Below are 16,875 nucleotides of genomic sequence, written 5' to 3'. Positions count from 1 at the left end.
TATGAATATCCAGCGCAAGACCATCTACAAGGCCGCCACCGCGTTCGCGGCCGCCGCCTCCCTCGCCCTGTCCGGCTGCAGCTCGGGCCAAGACGCCGCCGAAGAACAGGTGGAGGTCTCGCTCAACGGCGCCTACAACCCGCAGGACCGGGAGAACCTGCAACAGGGCGGCGAGCTGCGCCTCGCCCTGGGCGAATTGTCCGAACAGCAGAACCCGTTCCAGGCTGACGGCACTGCGTACACCAACACCATCTGGCGCTACTACAACCCGCAGATTGGGCTTTTCGACGGCGAGGGCAACTTCTCCGCCAACGACGCCTACATCTCTGACATCAAGGATGAGGAGCAGGGCGGCAAGCGCAAAGTCACCTACACGATCCGCGACGAGGCACAGTACAACGACGGCACCCCCATTGACTGGACGTCGTTCGAGCACACCTGGAAGTTCAACAACGGCGAAAACAAGGAGCTCAATGTCAGCTCCACCGATGGTTACGAGCTCATCGAGTCGGTCACCCGGGGTGAGAACGAAAAGCAGGCCGTGGTGACGTTCGAGAACGAATACCCCTGGTGGCAGGGCCTGTTTAACTTCCTGCTGCCGCCCCAGGTGGACTCGGCGGAGAAGTTCAACGAGGCGTACGTGAATAAGCTCCACCCCGAGTGGGGCGCGGGCCCGTACAAGGTCGACAACGCTGACTTCCAGTCGGGCACCGTCACCTTCGTGCCCAACGAGAAGTGGTGGGGCGACAAGCCCGTGCTGGACAAGGTCACCTACCGCTACATGGATTCCCAGGCGTCCATCAACGCCTTCAAGGCCGGAGAAATTGACGCCACCGGCGTCGCGTCGAAGGATCGGTTGGCGTCCGTCAAGGACATGCCGGGCATCGAGGTGCGTACGGCTATCCGCCCGTCCAACGCGCTTATCACGCTGAATTCCGAATCGCCTAACCTGGAGGACAAGGCGGTGCGTGAGGCGATCATGCGCGGCATCGATCGCTCCCAGCTGGCCGAGATCCGTTTTAACGGCATCGGTTACTCGGAGGATCTGCCTGGCTCGCTGAACCTGGTGCAGACCCAGGACGGCTACGAGGACAACTTCGGTGCCGTCGTGCAGTTCGAACCGGACAAGGCGAAGCAGTTGCTTGACGATGCCGGGTGGACAGCCGGCGACGACGGCATCCGGGAAAAGGACGGCGAAAAACTCTCCCTGCGCTACGTCCTGCTGGGCGATGATCCCACCAGCAAGGCCGAAGCTGGGGCCACCCAGAAGATGCTGCGCGATATCGGCGTGGACTTGCGGATCGAGGAACGGCCGGCCTCGGACTTCTCCAAGATCGCCTCGGAGCGAGACTTCGACGTCTTCCCGATGGGCTTTTCCATGGGCGACCCGTACGGCGTGGCGTACTTCGGCCAGATCTACCGGTCTAACTCGGAGCTCAACAAGTCGGGCACCGGAACCGCCGAGCTGGACAAGAAGATCGATGAACTTCAGCAGATCGGCGACAAGGACGAGCAGATCAAGCGCTCCAACGAGCTGGAGAAGGAGGCCTTCAAGGAATACGGCCTCATGCCGTTTGCCAATGGCCCCGACATGTCCGCGGTGAAGGAAGGCCTGGCCAACCTGGGCGGCTACTCGTTTGCGGTCGTGCCCGTCGAGGACATCGGCTGGGAGAAAGGCTCCGAGCAGAAGTAACTGCGAAGCCTAGCGGCGCGGTGTCCTGAGCGTGAAAACTAGCGGCGCGGTGTCCTGAGTGTGAAACCTAGCGGCGCGGTGTTAACCGCGCCGCTAGTAGCGCACCTCGAGATCGCGTAGCCGGACCTCGCCCGCCGCATCGGAGGCGTCCAGGTCCACGTGCGCGACGAGTTGATAGCCGCGCTCATCTTCCGGATCTTTTAACACCTGCCGGACGGTCCAGAGCCGGCCAGAAGAGTCATCCACGAGGAAGTATTCGGGACCGCGGGCGTCGGGGCCGGTATCGATGTCGTCGAACTCGTCGAAGTAATCGTCCAGCGCCGCACCGAAGTCGGGCACATCTTCCAGGTAGTCGAGCATCTCGGCCAGCTCGTCTTCGCGTTCGTCGCCGAAAAGTTGGGCGATGCGGAACATGTAGTTGCGCACCATGATGCGGAACGCGCGCTGGTTGGCGGTCAGCGCCGTGGGATCCTCCACGCCGAAGGCGCGTTCGCGGTCCACCGTCTCCTGGCTGACCGGCTGATCCTCGCCCGCCATGTGCGCCCACTCGTCCACCAGGGAGGAGTCCACCTGACGGATGAGCTCGCCGAGCCAGACCACGACATCGTCAAGCTCCGGCGTCATGTACTCCCGTGGGATCGAGTGCTGGAGGGTGCGCCACGCGTCGGTGAGGTAGCGCAAGACCACACCCTCGGAGCGGGCGAGGGAATAGGTGGAGATGAGATCGCTGAACGTCATCGACTTTTCCAGCATGTCCCGGACCACCGATTTCGGCGAGATGTCGAACTCGCGCGCCCACGGCGCCCCCTGCCGGAACGTCTCGAAGGCGTCCTCCAGCAGATCGTTGAGCGGCTTGGGATAGGTGATGTCCTCCACGATGGACATCCGCTCGGTGTAGTCCACACCTTCGGCCTTGAGCGCCGCGATTTCCTCGCCGCGCACCGCGCTTTCCTGAGCTTTGAGGATCTGGCGCGGGTCGTCGAGGATCGCCTCGAAGACGCTGATGACATCCAGGGTGTAGGTGTCCGACTCCTTGTCCAGCAGGGTGAGCGCCGCGAGCGCGAAGGGGGAGAGGGGGTGGTTTAAGGCGAAGTCGCGCTGTAGCTCCCGCACCAAGTGGTACGGGCGGCCGTAGATGTCGCGGCCCTTCGTCGATTTTTGCACGATATCCGCGTTGAGCAGGCCCTGGAACAGGTCGAGGGCCTGCAGGATGTGCCCGTTTTGTTTCGCGCGGGTCTCGTGGTTGTCGCGCAGCAGATGCCGAAAGTGCTCGTAGGTGTCACCGTGGCGCGCAAGGACGTTGATGAGCATCGAATTGGACACACGGAACTGCGAAACTAGTTGTTCGGGTTCGGCCTCGGTCAGGCGGTTGAACGTCTTTTCCGACCAGGACACTTCGCCATCGCGCGGCGACTTCTTCCGGATCTTCTTCAACTGCTTCGGGTCGTCGCCGGCCTTGCGCCGCAGCTTGGCGTTTTCGATTTCGTGCTCCGGCGCCTCCACCACGACGGTGCCCTCGGTGTCGTAGCCGGCGCGGCCTGCGCGGCCCGCGATTTGGTGGAACTCACGGGATTTCAGCACGCGCTGGCGCGTGCCATCGAACTTGGCCAGGCCCGTCATGAGCACCGTGCGGATGGGCACGTTGATGCCCACGCCCAGAGTGTCGGTGCCACAAATGACCTTGAGCAGCCCGGTCTGCGAGAGGCGCTCGACCAGCCGGCGGTACTTCGGCAGCATGCCGGCGTGGTGGATGCCGATGCCGCGGCGCACCAGCTTGGACAGTGTCTTACCAAAGGCAGTGGTGAAGCGGAAAGAGCCGATCTCTTCAGCGATCTGCTCTTTTTCTTCCTTGGTGATGATGGAACCGAGGGAGGTGAGCGCCTGGGCACGTTCGGCCGCCTCGCGTTGGCTGAAGTGCACCACGTAGGTCGGCGCTTTGCCGTCGGCGAGAAGCTCTTCGATGGTTTCGTGCACTGCGGAAAAGGTGTAGGTGAAATCGAGGGGGACCGGTCGCTGCGAGCCACCGACGTAGTTCGTCGCGCGCCCAGTGCGGCGGGAAAGGTCCTCTTCGAGCCAGTCGGTGTCGCCCAAGGTGGCCGACATGAGCAGGAACTGCGCCTTGGGCAGTTCCAACAGCGGGACCTGCCAGGCCCAGCCGCGATCCGGCTCGGAGTAGTAGTGGAACTCGTCCATCACCACTTGGTCGATGTTCGCGTCCGCTCCGTCGCGCAGGGCGATGTTGGCCACGATCTCGGCGGTCGCCGCGATGATGGGCGCGTTGCCGTTGACCGTCGCATCGCCGGTCATCATCCCGACGTGTTCGGGGCCAAAGATCTCGCAGAGCGCGAAGAATTTCTCGCTGACCAAGGCCTTGATGGGGGCGGTGTAGAAGCTGCGCTGCCCGCGCGCGAGGGCGATGAAATGCGCCGCGTTCGCCACCATGGACTTGCCGGAGCCGGTGGGCGTGGCCAGGATGACGTTGTCGCCCGCGAGGATGCCCAGCGACGCTTCTTCCTGAGCGGGGTAGAGGGAAATTCCCCGCTCAGTTGTCCACGAGGTAAACGAGTCCCAGATCGCTTCATCGATGAGGGACTCGGGAACTTCGGCGAGGTCGGGGAGCATCTGCGATAAAGTCACGCTCCCTACTGTAGGCGACGCTGCTTCCGGCGCCGGTGGCAGTTAGCCCTCGTCGCGGACGTGGCCCTGACCGTTGTCGTCGTCCCAGTGGTCGTCGTCTCGGTGAGAGTCACCCCCGCGTTCCTGACCGTCGCTGCCGCCGAGGAAGTTGATTCCGCTATCCCCGGTGTTCCCGACGTCCCCGGCTTTTCCGGCGTCCAGCGCGGCGAGGAAGCGCTGGAACTCTTCGCCGATTTCCTCACCGGACGGCATGTTTTCCTCGCCCGGCATGACAGCCTGGGGGTGGCGCTGCCGGTACTGCTCCATGAACGCGTCGTACTGCTCTTCCAACTGGCCTACGACCTGGTACACCTCGTCGGACTCGGTGACCTGCTCCGCGAGCTGTTCGTTGACCCGCTCCATGTCGCGTTCCAAGCTGCCCAAGGGAAACTCGAGTCCGGCGGCGGCCTTCACGGATTCCAGCAGATGGAACGTGGCGTGCGGGTAGGGCGACGACGCGAGGTAGTGCGGGACGTGCGCGGTAAAGCCGGCCACGTTGCGGCCGCGGTCCGCCAATTCCCGCTCGATGTACAGTGAGGCAGAACCAGGAACGATCATGGTGCTGTCCATAGTCACCATGCGCTTGGTCAGCTCGCTGGAGCCGTGGCCGGTCACGACCATCGGGCGGGTATGCGGGGTCGGCATCGGAGCGGCGTACAAGCAGATGGTGTTGCGCACCCCGAATTTCTCGGCCAAGTCCGCCACGGCATCGGTAAACGCATCCCACCGCATGTCTGGCTCCGGCCCGGACAACAGCAGAAAGGACTGGCCGGCATTGTCCCGCAGCACCTGGATACCCAGGCGCGGGTCATCGATACTGACCGGCTGATCCGTGTTGATCGTCGCGGCAGGGCGGCGCGAGCGGTAGTCGATGAGCTCGTCCGCGTTGAAAGACACCAGTTGACGGGCGTCGAGCGCCGCCTGCAGGTGGTCAGCGCTGGTTTCTACCGCCATGCCGGCGTCTGCGTAGCCATGCATAGCGATGACGAGGGTGGGACCACTGGCATCGTCAGCGTTCGAACGCACCGCAGGCGCAGGGTACGCGACCTCGTACATGTGCTGCTCGTCATCGTGCATTGTCTAGCAACCTCCTTGCTTCCACACACTGCACACAACACTAACTGCGGCAGCGGTATTCCAGACCAGTCTGGCGTAGTGGGGCAACAATACTACTGCCTGCGCGCCGATTGTGCCCGCGCAACTAGCCAAGTTGTGGATAACTCCGGGTTTTGGGCCCATTTTCGTATTTCGAGATCGAGCTTTCCGTCTACTTGTGGATAACTTCGCCGCGCCGGGTGCGCGGCAGCCCAACGGCCGCGACAGTAAGAGCCATGACAACTTCTACTGAGAACTTCATCGTTCAATCGCCCGGACAACTCATCGCCAATATCCCCGGAGCCCTCGGCTTCTATCCCACCGAATCCCTCGTCCTGATGGGATTCAACAAGACCCTTGGCCGCTACACCCTCGGACCGACGGTTCGTATGGACATCGACAAGATCCCCGAGACCATGAACGAGGTCACCGACACCCTCCACCAGATGGGCTGCGAGATGCTCATGGGCTTTCTCATCACCACCCGGCCGGAGGAACTCATCGACGCGGTCGTTACCGACCTCTACTACCTCCGCTGCCTGCGCTCCGACCTGGAAATCGTGGCGTGCTGGCACGTCCCGCAGGTGCGCACCGGCGAGGAATACGCGATTTGGTTTGGGCCCGAGGCCTACAGCACCACGGACAACCCGCACTGGCGGGATTGGGAGACCGGACGGGTCTCGTCCATCACCGATTCCGCAACCATGACCGACTTCGTGCGCGAAGGCCGGCTTCCGGACATCAATCGCGAGGAGTCGCTCGCCCCGCTGCGCGACATCAACCCGCACTTCACCGTCAATGAATTGATGGCCCTCGAACGCACCGCGATGGATGCTGCCAGCGACTTGCACAGCGGGCGGGGAATCCAGTCCGGGCGCGGTGGGGACGAGCGGGCCTACGCGCTTGCCGATGTGCCTGTCGATGTCGACTTGTTGCTAAAGGAATGCGCCGCGAAAAGCTTCGCGGACATCTCCGCTGACTGGGAGATACTCACGACCGTCGCGATGTGGATGTCTACCACGTGTACGCGGGACATCGTAATGGGTGCGTGCATTGTCCACGCGGAGGCGGCGGAGAAGGTACTGCTCGCCGTAGCGCAGAGCATGCACCACACTGCGCGGCACAACGCACTGTGCATCTACGGCGCCGTTCTTATCGCGCGCAAATTCTCCATGCGCACCGGCGCGGTACTCGCCACCGTGCTCGAGGAGGACCCGGACCACAGCCTCGCCGGCCTCATGGTGCAGGCCTACCGCTCCGGGCTGCACGAATGGCTCGTGGACTCGCTGGTGGAGGGCAGCAACATCGCCTGTGAAAAGCTGACCTGTCGAGCCAGTAACCCCGTTCCGCTAGAGCTTTAGCCTTTGCGCTTGGCGGAGTGGGCCTTGTCGCCCAAAGCGCGGGTGAAATCCCACGCGTCTTCCACGATGGTTCGCAGATCGGTGCGCGTGGGATTCCAGCCGAGCTCTTCACGGATCTTCGCCGAAGACGCAATGAGCGTCGCCGGATCACCCGCGCGGCGGGGAGCGTCTTCCGCCGGAATGGGGTGGCCGGTGACTGCGCGGCAAGTGTCGATGACCTGGCGTACGGAGTAGCCATCCCCAGAACCCAAGTTGAAGATGCGGTGCTCGCCCGGAGTGTTGGATTCCAACGCGAGGACGTGCGCGTCGGCCAAGTCACGAACGTGGATGTAGTCGCGGACGGCGGTCCCGTCCGGGGTTTCCCAATCGTCGCCAAAGATGAAGATCTTGTCGCGGTGGCCGAGTGCGACCTGCAAGACGATCGGGATGAGGTGGGTTTCTACTTCCCGGTTTTCGCCGACAGCGCCGTACGCACCGGCCACGTTGAAGTAACGCAGGGAGGTCGCGGCGAGACCGTAGGCCTGCGCAAAGGAGGTGATCATGTAGTCGATCGCCAGCTTCGTCGCGCCGTACGGGTTGGTGGGCTGGGTCGGCATGTCCTCAGTAATGGGGACCGTTTCCGGCTCACCATAGGTGGCCGCGGTGGACGAGAAGACTAGGTTGTTCACGCCGTTGTCGCGCATGGCGTTCAACAGCTTCAGCGTCGTTGCCACGTTGTGCTGCCAGTACTCGGCGGGCTTCTCGACGGATTCGCCCACGAGCGAGCGCGCCGCGAAGTGCAATACCCCGTCGAACTCGTCTTCCGCCAAGACCTTGTCGGCTACGTCGGCGACATCGCCCTCGACGAGGCGGGCGCCTTCCGGCACCGCCGAGCGGTTACCGGTGGAGAAGTTATCGATGATGGTGACGTCGTGGCCCTGTTCGAGCAGAACGGTCGCGCACACGCTACCTACGTATCCCGCGCCCCCGGTGACGAGTAGATTCATCGCGGCTTCACGTCTCCTTCGCCGGTTAGTTCTTCGGCACGACGCGGATTGCGTGCGCCAGCTCTTCGGGGAGCTCTACCGTCTCGTCCGAGGCGGTGGTGACCTTCACTGCGTCCCGGGTGACGAGGACGGTGACGTCCTGATTGACACCAATCCCGGCGTCCTCCAGCTCGCGGAACTGCCCGCCGTCTGCCTGGAGGATCTCGTTGATCTGGGTGATCTTTGCCGGAATCTCCGTATCGCGCGGCAGATCGGTGATGCGCGTCGCGAACTCCGCGGCGGGTTCCTTCACGCCGAGCTGGTCTAGACCCGGAATGGGATTGCCAAAGGGGGAGCGGGACGGGTCGTCCAAAACGGAGACCATGCAGCGTTCGACCTCTTCGCTCATCACGTGTTCCCACCGGCAGGCTTCATCGTGCACGCGGTGGATATCGAGGCCGAGCACGTCGGTAAGCAGGCGCTCTGCCAAGCGGTGCTTGCGCATCACGGCGGTGGCCAGCTTGCGGCCCTCAGCGGTCAGCTCGAGGCTGCGATCCGGGCGGACGTGCAATAGACCGTCGCGCTCCATGCGAGCGACGGTTTGCGAGACGGTTGGTCCAGATTGGTCGAGGCGCTCGGCGATGCGAGCGCGCAGCGGCACGATTCCTTCCTCTTCGAGTTCGAAAATCGTGCGGAGGTACATCTCCGTGGTGTCGACCAAATCCTTCACGTGGCGAACCCTTTCTCAGAGCTTCGTGTTACTCAAATTCCGCAACTTAGGCGTGCCTACCTACGTTAGCTTATTTTCCGCGTCCGAGGCCATGGCGGGCGGCGGTGAAATTAAAACTACTGCGCGTACTCGCGCAGCCGGTCAGCACGGTTGCCGTCGCGCAGCTTGGCCATGACCTCGCGCTCTATCTGGCGCACGCGCTCGCGCGACAAGCCGAACTTGCGGCCAATCTGGTCGAGGGTGCGCGGCACGCCATCGTCAAGCCCGTACCGCAGCCGGATGACATCCTGTTCGCGCTGCTCGAGCGAGCCGATGACGTCCTTGATATCCGAGTGGCGCATTGAGGCGACGACGGCGGTTTCCGCATCCGTGGCCTCGGCGTCCTCGATGAAGTCACCCAACGGTGCCTCCTCGTCCGCGCCGACCGGCATGTCGAGCGAGACCGGGTCGCGGGACTGGCGTAACAGCATTTCGATCTTCGACTCTTCGATGCCCGACTCGTCAGACAGTTCCTCGTTCGTCGCCTCGCGGCCGAGGGACTGGTACATCTCCCGCTTGATGCGAGAGAGCTTGTTGACCTGCTCCACCAAATGGACGGGGAGGCGGATGGTGCGCGACTGGTCAGCCATACCGCGCGTGATTGCCTGCCGGATCCACCAGGTGGCGTAGGTGGAGAACTTAAAGCCCTTGGCGTAGTCGAATTTCTCCATGGCGCGAATAAGACCCAGGTTGCCTTCCTGGATGAGATCCAGAAGCGGCATTCCGCGGCCGGTGTAGCGCTTGGCCAGCGAGACCACCAAGCGCAGGTTCGCCTCGAGGAGGTGCGAGCGGGCCTTCTTGCCTTCCTTCGCCAGAATCTTCAGGTCGCGCTTTTCGGCGCGGGTGACCTTCTCGGCGTGGTTGAGCTTGTACTGCGCGTACAAGCCCACCTCGATGCGCTGTGCGAGTTCGACCTCTTCGTCCGCGGACAGTAAGGCGGTGCGGCCAATACCGTTGAGGTAGACGCGTACCAGGTCAGCGGACGGGTTATCGTTCGTCTGGTTGCGCCGGGAACCGCGATCGACTTCCTGGCCGTCTTCCGGTGAGATGTTGTCGGCGTGCTGGGACGATGAATCCTTTTCGGGTGAAGTACTCATCCTAGCCTCCTAAAAAGTCGCCATTTACACTCATACAACGGCATCGCGGGCGGTTTAGTTCCCGTTTGTCGCGGCACCGTCTCCTATTTCCCCAACTCACCCTAGAGTGTGGGGGAATAGTGCTCCATCTCACGGCCAAGGGGGCGGCAAGGCCGGAAAGACTTCGTTTGTCCACTATACGCGAATTTTTTCACAGATGGCGAAATATTTATTCGCGCACTTGTACGAGGTACCGGTAAATGGTCGGTTCCGAGACCCCAAGTCGTTCCGCGGCCGCGTTGATACCTCCCTTCAACAGGAAGAACCCCGCTTCTTCGAGCAGGCGAACGACCTCCACGCGGTCATCGCGACGCATGTGGTCGATGTCGACGTCGTGCTTGGATAAAGCCGTATCGAGCATGGAACCAAGAAGGTTCTGCACGTTCGACCGGAGACTTTCAGTCACGACCTCAGAGTCGCCGTGCGGGTGGTCGGCCGGGGCGTCCGCTGCCGTGCGCGTATCCGGCGCCGTTGCCGTCGCCGCTGCCGGTGCCGTGCTTGACGATGTGTGGGTGGCGAAGTGGGCGAGCGACTTGTCGGGGGCGCGGTCCGTGCCATCGATAAGAAGGCTCGCGGCATCGCGGATGGATACCAGGTCGGTGATGTCGACGTTGATGCACAACATCCCGCGCATATCGCGGTCCTCGTCGCGGATGAAATAGCTCGAGGAACGGCAGATACGTCCTTCCGCGTTGACCGCGCGGTACCCGGTCATCATGGGCACCTTCGAGGCGTCGCCTTGTTTCATAAACCAGAGCGCGAAATCGGTGACGGGGCCGCCGACCTGGCGGCCGGAGATGTGGCCGTTGGCGATGGCGATGATCGACTTGTCGGGGACATCGAGGTCGTGCAGGACAATCTCGGCATTGGGGCCCATTGCTTGGCCGAGGAACTCGACGAGGGGGATGTACTGCTCTACGCCGTTGGAATCGTACGTTAAAGAATCTGCATCACTATTGATGAGCTGGAGCATGGAAAGACTCCGAAATCTTCGAGATGGGGAGGTGGGGGTAAAAGAACCCGCGGGGACACGAGAGGGCGCCAACCGAGTACTCGGCGGCGCCCTTCGCATCAGCTGGGAGGGAGGCCAATTCGGCTCCGTGCCCTGAACTTAACCGCAGACCGGGATGTTGGGCTGCACAATCTTGGCCAGCCCGCCTTGGGACGTCTCGCGGTACTTGGCGTTCATGTCCTTACCGGTCTTGTACATCGTCCAGATGACGTTGTCCAAGGAGACGACCGGCTCGCTTTCGCGTTCCAGCGCCATCGATGCGCTGTTGATGGCGTCCACGGACGCCACCGCGTTGCGCTCAATGCACGGAACCTGGACCTGGCCGAGGACGGGGTCGCAGGTGAGGCCGAGCTTGTGTTCCATGGCGATCTCCGCAGCGCTGCACACCTGCTTCGAAGTAGCGCCCATGAGCTGCGCCAGGCCGCCGGCGGCCATGGAACAGGCAACGCCGACCTCGCCCTGGCAGCCGACCTCGGCGCCAGAGATGGACGCATTCATCTTGTACAGTGCGGCGACCTGGTTGCAGGCGAAGATGTAGTCCGAGAACATCTCGTCAGTGACCGGCTCGACGAACTTGTCGTAGTAGGCGATGACCGCGGGCACGACGCCGCAGGCGCCGTTCGTCGGAGCGGTAACCACGCGGCCGCACGAGGCGTTTTCTTCCGAGATGGACAGCGCGAACATGTTGACCCAGCTCAATGTGTTGAGCGTGTCGGCCTTATCCGTCGCCTCGAGGCGCTTGCGCAGGGCCGCTGCGCGGCGCGGTACCAAAAGTGCACCCGGCAGCGGGCCGTCGGTGTGCGAGCCGCGCTCGATGCCAGTGAACATGACATCGCGAACCTTGCGCAGGTGTTCGTGCACTTCTTCCTCGCTGCGCAGAGCAAGCTCGTTGGCCATGGCCATCTGCGGCAGGGAGATGTCGTGCTCATCGCACAGCGCGAGCATCTCCTCGGCGCTGGCGAAGGCGTAGGGGACGGTGACGTCTTCCTCGGTCTTCTTGGCGAAGTTTTCCTGGTCGACGATGAAGCCGCCGCCGATGGAGTAGTACGTCTTGTGGAGGATGTCCTTATCGCCGTCGAAGGCGATGAGGCACATGCCGTTTTCGTGCATCGGCAGGTACTCGTCGTGGAAGAAGAACCCGCCTTCCTTCGGGAAGTCGACCTCCCGGGTGCGGCCGAGCATGAGCTTCTCCGTGTCTTTCACCTTGGCCATGAAAGCGCCGATGCCGTCGATGTCTACGGTTTCGGGTTCTTCGCCTGCCAAGCCGAGCAGGATGGCCTTGTCGGTGGAGTGGCCGATGCCGGTCAGAGACAGCGAGCCGTAAACGTTGGCCTGGACACGGGTGACCTGGTCGAAAAGGCCCTTTTCTTTGAGGAGGTCGACAAACTGCTTGCCAGCCTTCATCGGCCCCAGAGTGTGGGAGCTGGACGGCCCGATGCCGATTTTGAACATGTCGAAGATGCTGATGAACATCTTGGTACTCCTAGAAAGCCTGAACGATGGAGAAGATGATGGTGGCGACTGCGAGCAGGCCCATGATGAACACGAAGTAGTTGGAGGCCTTGCCGCGGTACTTCTTCAGTGCCGGAACAGTGTGGATGGCCCACATCGGCATGAGGAACAGCAGGATGGCGACGATTGGTCCGCACAGGGTCTCAATCATGCCCAGGATGGACGGGTTGGCCCAGGCGACGAGCCACGAGGTGAGGAGCATGAACAGGAGGGTGAAGGTGGCCAGGCGCCGGTTGCGGTACACGCTGTTGTTACCGGTGGCGTTGGCGGCCTTGACCACCATGCCCTCGAAGCCCTCGGCAGCGCCCAGGTAGTGGCCGAGGAAGGACTTCGTCACGGCGACGATGGCGACAATCGGGGCGACCCAGCGAATGAAGGCGACATCGTAGTGGTTGGCCAGGTAGCCGAGGATGGTGATGTTCTGGTGCTTCGCCTCAGCCATGTCCTGCGGGGACAGGCTCAGTGCGCAGGAGAACACGAAGAACATGACCACGATGACCATGAGAAGTTCTGCGCGGAACAGAATCTGGCTGGTCTTCTTATCGGCCCATTTGCCGTACTCCTGGTGGCGGTCCACCGCGAAGGAGGAAATGATGGGCGAGTGGTTGAAGGAGAAGACGATGACCGGGATGAGCAGCAGAATCGAGGTGACGATGCCGTGGCCGGACGCCTCGCGGGCGACGTTTAGGTCAAAGGAGTCGAACAGGGCGGTGTTCCACTTCGGAACCAGGTACAGCGAGAGGATGAGGAGCACCGCAATAAACGGGTACACCAGCGTGGACATCACGCGGACGATAACGTCTTGGCCCATGCGGACAATCAGGATGATGCCGCCGACCAGCAGGAGGGACAGTAGCCACCGCGGCGGGGGCGTGACACCCAGGCGGTTCTCCAGGAAGTTGGTGACCTCGTTGGTCAGCGTCACCGCGTAGACCAAGAGGATGGGGTAGACCGCCAGGAAGTACAGAACGGTCATGAACATGCCGGCCTTGGGACCGAAGTGCTCCTCCGCGGTCTGGGTGAGATCCGCGTCGGCTTTCTTGCCCGACAGGACGAAGCGGGTGAGCCCGCGGTGCGAGAAGAAGGCCATGGGCAGGGCGATGACCGTCATGAGAAGCAGCGGGATGATGCCGCCGATGCCCGCGTTAATGGGCAGGAACAGCACGCCGGCGCCGATGGCGGTGCCGAAGAGGGACAGCGTCCAGAGGGTGTCGCTCTTTTGCCATGCCGGGGGCTTTCCAGACGCAGTGGTGGAAGCTCCAGCGTTGGCGGAGGAAGGGGTGTCCGGGTGGCTGGGCGCGGCGGCCGAGTCACGCTGGGGACGGGCAGTTGATTGAGACATTTTCTCCCCTTGCGTCAATCGAAGTGGTCCGAAGTGGGACGGGCTATCAGCTCGATTGGCGCTTGAGAATTAAACTGCAGTGCCATCTCGCACCCGCTTGGACCAGTGCTGGCCAGTGCGGGTTTAGCCCTTATCTCCGGCTGTGATTCCTATGGTAGTCCGCTGCCCGGGGTGACCGATAATAATTTATCGCTGAAATGGCACGTAAATTATCACACCGCGTCAATTTGCTTTTTGGCCATCAACGTGTTCGCTATGCCACACGCGCCCGTGTTGCGTAATATAACGCACATACTGGATGCTCTGCCCAGCTCAAACGATATTTCGCGGAGGAAGGCGCGCCGCGTTGGGTGCGCCACGTGCACTCGTTAGATGCGAAGAGACCGCACACTCTGCCTCCCCGAGGCGGCCTCTGTGGGCCGGGGCGAGGTGCAGCGTGTGCGGCCAGTGGGGTGTGTGTGTGGACCGGTTTGGGGCCAGTGGGGTCTTAGCCGCAGACCGGGATGCGCGGCTGGACGATCTTGGCTAGGCCGCCTTGGGACGTCTCGCGGTATTTCGCGTTGATGTCCTTGCCGGTTTGGTACATCGTCCAAATGACGTTGTCGAGAGTGACTACCGGCTCGCTTTCGCGTTCCAGGGCCATCGACGCGCTGTTGATGGCATCGACGGAGGCCACCGCGTTTCGTTCGATGCACGGGATCTGCACCTCGCCGAGAACCGGGTCGCAGGTGAGGCCGAGCTTGTGTTCCATGGCGATTTCCGCGGCGCTGCACACCTGCTTCGGGGTGCCGCCCATGAGCTGCGCTAGGCCGCCGGCGGCCATGGAGCAGGCCACACCGACCTCGCCCTGGCAGCCGACCTCGGCGCCAGAGATGGACGCGTTCATCTTGTACAGCGCGCCAATCTGGTTGCAGGCCATGACGTAGTCCGCGAACATGTCCTCAGTCACCGGCTCGACGAACTTGTCGTAGTAGGCGATGACCGCGGGCAGCACGCCACACGCGCCGTTGGTGGGAGCCGTGACCACGCGGCCGCATACAGAGTTTTCTTCCGAGACCGCGATGGCGAACATATTCACCCAGTTCAGTGTGTTGAGTGCGTCCGACTTCTCGGACGCTTCGAGGCGTTTGCGCAGCGCCCCGGCGCGCCGGGGAACCAGAAGGGCTCCGGGGAGGATGCCGGTTTTCGACGAGCCGCGCTCGATGCCGGTGAACATGACATCGCGGACCTTGCGCAGGTGCTCCATGATCTCTTCCTTGGAGCGCAGTGCCAATTCATTGGCCATCGCCAGTTCAGGCAGCGTCAGGTCGTTGTCATCGCACAGCGCGAGCATCTCTTCGGCGCTGGCGAAAGCGTAGGGGACAGAGACGGTGTCCTCGGTCTTTTTCGCGAAGTTTTCCTGGTCGACGATGAAGCCGCCACCGGTCGAGTAGTACGTCTTGTGGAGGATGTCCTCGTCGCCGTCGAATGCCACGAGGCACATGCCGTTTTCGTGCATCGGCAAGAACTCGTTGTGGAAGAACAGACCGCCTTCCTTCGGGAAGTCGACCTTCCGGGTGCCGCCGAGCATGAGTTTTTCGGTCTCCCGGACGTTCTTCATGAACTCACCGATGCCGTCGATGTCCACGGTTTCCGGGTGCTCGCCGGAAAGACCCAGGACGATGGCCTTGTCGGTGGAGTGACCGATGCCGGTCAGGGACAGCGAACCGTAGACATTGGCCTGCACGCGGGTGACGCGGTCGAAGAGGCCCTTTTCCTTGAGTAGCTCGACGAACTGGAGGCCGGCCTTCATTGGCCCCAGAGTGTGGGAACTGGACGGCCCGATGCCGATTTTGAACATGTCGAAAAGGCTGATGAACATGATTCCTCCTTAGAGGTTCGTGATGATGGAGAAGATGATGGTTCCGACTGCGAGCAGGCCCATGATGAATACGAAGTAGTTGGAGGCCTTGCCGCGGTACTTTTCGAGGGCTGGGGCCTTGTGGATTGCCCACATCGGCACGAGCAGCAGGATGATGGCGATCGTTGGGCCGCAGAGGGTCTCAATCATGCCCAGGATGGACGGGTTGGCCCACGCGACGAGCCAGGCGCTCAGCAGCATGAAGATGAGCGTGAACATGGTCAACCGCTTGCTGCGGTACACGCTGTTTTTGCCACCAGCGTTGGCGGCCTTGACCACGAGGCCTTCGAATCCTTCGGCGGCGCCGAGGTAGTGGCCGAGGAAGGACTTCATGATGGAGACGATGGCGACAATCGGGGCGACCCAGCGAATGAACGCGACGTCGTAGTGGTTGGCCAAGTATCCGAGGATGGTGATGTTTTGCGCCTTCGCATCTGCCATATCTTGCGGGGACAGGCTCAGTGCGCAGGAGAACACGAAGAACATCACGACGACCACCATGAGGGTCTCCGCCCGGAACAGGATTTGGCTAGTCCGCTTATCTGCCCACTTGCCGTATTCCTGGCGCCGGTCCATGGCGAAGGAGGAGATAATCGGCGAGTGGTTGAAAGAGAAGACGATGACCGGGATGAGCAGGAGAATCGAGGTGACGATGCCGTGGCCGGAGGCCTCGCGGGCAACGTTGACATCGAACGTGTCGAACAGGGCGGTGTTCCACTTCGGTACGAGGTAGAGCGAGAGAACGATGAGCACCGCGATGAACGGGTATACGAGGACCGACATCACGCGCACGATGATGTCCTGCCCCATGCGCACGACGAGGATGAGACCGCCGACGAGCAGCAGTGACAGTAGCCAGCGTGCGGGCGGGGTCATGCCGAGGCGGTTGATGATGAAGTTGTTCGCCTCGTTAGTCAGCGTCGTCGCGTAGACCGGCAAAATGGGGTAGACGGCCAGGAAGTAGAGGATCGTGACGATCATTCCGCCCTTGGGGCCGAAGTGTTCTTCTGCCGCCTGCGTGAGATCCTCGTCTGCGTTCTTCGCGGAAAGGACTACTCGCGCGAGCCCTCGGTGGGCGAAGAACGCCAGCGGCAGCGCCAGCACGCTCATGATGAGCAGCGGGATGATGCCGCCGATTCCTGCATTGATGGGCAGGAACAGTACGCCGGCGCCGATAGCTGTGCCGAAAAGCGAAAGGGTCCACCGCGTGTCGCTCTTGTGCCACTTGGGCGGCGTGGTGCTGCCGGCGTGCGGCGCCGCCTTCCCGCCGTTCATGGCGACCGCGGGAGCGGTGGAAGCGGGAGCGGTAGGAGCGGGGGCGCCGGATCCATTGTCGGCACCTGGTCCAGTGTCGGTACCCGCCATTTCCGGGTGGGAGGTGAATGTCGGGAGGTCGTTTTCCGGATGTCCCGCG

Annotated in this window: 12 protein-coding genes; 2 read left to right on the top strand and 10 right to left on the bottom strand. The window is 62.3% G+C overall.

The features are described 5' to 3' along the window. The first annotated feature begins 1 nt into the window (after position 1). The gene (locus CMASS_RS06195; protein WP_022862143.1) at positions 2-1,693 is read left to right on the top strand and encodes an ABC transporter family substrate-binding protein; all 1,692 of its coding nucleotides are present in this window, start codon (positions 2-4) and stop codon (positions 1,691-1,693) included. 93 nt (positions 1,694-1,786) lie between these two features. Here CMASS_RS06195 and CMASS_RS06190 read toward each other — a convergent pair whose 3' ends face one another. Next, positions 1,787-4,315 (bottom strand): DEAD/DEAH box helicase, encoded by a 2,529-nt coding sequence (locus CMASS_RS06190; protein ID WP_033399376.1) that lies wholly within the window; start codon positions 4,313-4,315, stop codon positions 1,787-1,789. A 57-nt stretch (positions 4,316-4,372) separates the two neighbouring features. Continuing rightward, positions 4,373-5,446: a PAC2 family protein gene (locus tag CMASS_RS06185; protein WP_022862141.1), complete on the bottom strand. Its 1,074-nt coding sequence runs from the start codon at positions 5,444-5,446 to the stop codon at positions 4,373-4,375. 254 nt (positions 5,447-5,700) lie between these two features. Here CMASS_RS06185 and CMASS_RS06180 point away from each other — a divergent pair, with 254 nt between their 5' ends. Next, positions 5,701-6,825: a DUF4192 domain-containing protein gene (locus tag CMASS_RS06180; RefSeq protein ID WP_027018472.1), complete on the top strand. Its 1,125-nt coding sequence runs from the start codon at positions 5,701-5,703 to the stop codon at positions 6,823-6,825. On the opposite strand, the gene galE is transcribed toward CMASS_RS06180, so the two are convergent. From galE to CMASS_RS06140, 8 genes are all read right to left on the bottom strand, one after another. Then, a complete protein-coding gene (galE, locus tag CMASS_RS06175; protein ID WP_022862139.1) occupies positions 6,822-7,811 on the bottom strand; it encodes a UDP-glucose 4-epimerase GalE in 990 nt (329 codons plus the stop codon). The two genes, CMASS_RS06180 and galE, sit on opposite strands and share 4 nt — an antisense overlap. Before the next feature lie 25 nt (positions 7,812-7,836). After that, entirely contained in the window at positions 7,837-8,520 is a 684-nt protein-coding gene (locus CMASS_RS06170) for an iron-dependent transcriptional repressor DtxR (RefSeq protein ID WP_022862138.1), read from the bottom strand. A 116-nt stretch (positions 8,521-8,636) separates the two neighbouring features. After that, positions 8,637-9,656 (bottom strand): sigma-70 family RNA polymerase sigma factor, encoded by a 1,020-nt coding sequence (locus tag CMASS_RS06165; RefSeq protein ID WP_022862137.1) that lies wholly within the window; start codon positions 9,654-9,656, stop codon positions 8,637-8,639. A gap of 208 nt (positions 9,657-9,864) precedes the next feature. Beyond that, positions 9,865-10,668: a helix-turn-helix transcriptional regulator gene (locus CMASS_RS06160; protein ID WP_022862136.1), complete on the bottom strand. Its 804-nt coding sequence runs from the start codon at positions 10,666-10,668 to the stop codon at positions 9,865-9,867. Positions 10,669-10,806: 138 nt separating this feature from the next. Further along, on the bottom strand, positions 10,807-12,180 hold the full coding sequence (locus CMASS_RS06155) for an L-serine ammonia-lyase (protein ID WP_022862135.1): 1,374 nt from the start codon (positions 12,178-12,180) through the stop codon (positions 10,807-10,809). Between the two features lie 10 nt (positions 12,181-12,190). Beyond that, entirely contained in the window at positions 12,191-13,561 is a 1,371-nt protein-coding gene (locus CMASS_RS06150; protein WP_022862134.1) for an SLC5/6 family protein, read from the bottom strand. Between the two features lie 487 nt (positions 13,562-14,048). After that, positions 14,049-15,422: an L-serine ammonia-lyase gene (locus tag CMASS_RS06145; RefSeq protein ID WP_022862133.1), complete on the bottom strand. Its 1,374-nt coding sequence runs from the start codon at positions 15,420-15,422 to the stop codon at positions 14,049-14,051. A 9-nt stretch (positions 15,423-15,431) separates the two neighbouring features. Then, complete coding sequence (locus tag CMASS_RS06140; protein WP_022862132.1) at positions 15,432-16,736, bottom strand: SLC5/6 family protein; 1,305 nt, start codon at positions 16,734-16,736, stop codon at positions 15,432-15,434. Positions 16,737-16,875 lie beyond the last annotated feature (139 nt).

It is taken from the genome of Corynebacterium massiliense DSM 45435 (genome assembly GCF_028609805.1).
Classification (GTDB): domain Bacteria; phylum Actinomycetota; class Actinomycetes; order Mycobacteriales; family Mycobacteriaceae; genus Corynebacterium; species Corynebacterium massiliense.
The sequence above is the reverse complement of the archived record's forward strand: the minus strand, read 5'-3'. Positions and strand labels throughout refer to the sequence as shown.

Bases quoted from the DNA above. Each gene is read 5' to 3' on its own strand.
- CMASS_RS06150 (WP_022862134.1), bottom strand. From the start codon at position 13,561: ATGTCTCAATCAACTGCCCGTCCCCAGCGTGACTCGGCCGCCGCGCCC.
- CMASS_RS06185 (WP_022862141.1), bottom strand. From the start codon at position 5,446: ATGCACGATGACGAGCAGCACATGTACGAGGTCGCGTACCCTGCGCCT.
- CMASS_RS06165 (WP_022862137.1), bottom strand. From the start codon at position 9,656: ATGAGTACTTCACCCGAAAAGGATTCATCGTCCCAGCACGCCGACAAC.
- CMASS_RS06160 (WP_022862136.1), bottom strand. From the start codon at position 10,668: ATGCTCCAGCTCATCAATAGTGATGCAGATTCTTTAACGTACGATTCC.
- CMASS_RS06155 (WP_022862135.1), bottom strand. From the start codon at position 12,180: ATGTTCATCAGCATCTTCGACATGTTCAAAATCGGCATCGGGCCGTCC.
- CMASS_RS06180 (WP_027018472.1), top strand. From the start codon at position 5,701: ATGACAACTTCTACTGAGAACTTCATCGTTCAATCGCCCGGACAACTC.
- CMASS_RS06190 (WP_033399376.1), bottom strand. From the start codon at position 4,315: ATGCTCCCCGACCTCGCCGAAGTTCCCGAGTCCCTCATCGATGAAGCG.
- CMASS_RS06140 (WP_022862132.1), bottom strand. From the start codon at position 16,736: ATGAACGGCGGGAAGGCGGCGCCGCACGCCGGCAGCACCACGCCGCCC.
- galE (WP_022862139.1), bottom strand. From the start codon at position 7,811: ATGAATCTACTCGTCACCGGGGGCGCGGGATACGTAGGTAGCGTGTGC.
- CMASS_RS06145 (WP_022862133.1), bottom strand. From the start codon at position 15,422: ATGTTCATCAGCCTTTTCGACATGTTCAAAATCGGCATCGGGCCGTCC.
- CMASS_RS06195 (WP_022862143.1), top strand. From the start codon at position 2: ATGAATATCCAGCGCAAGACCATCTACAAGGCCGCCACCGCGTTCGCG.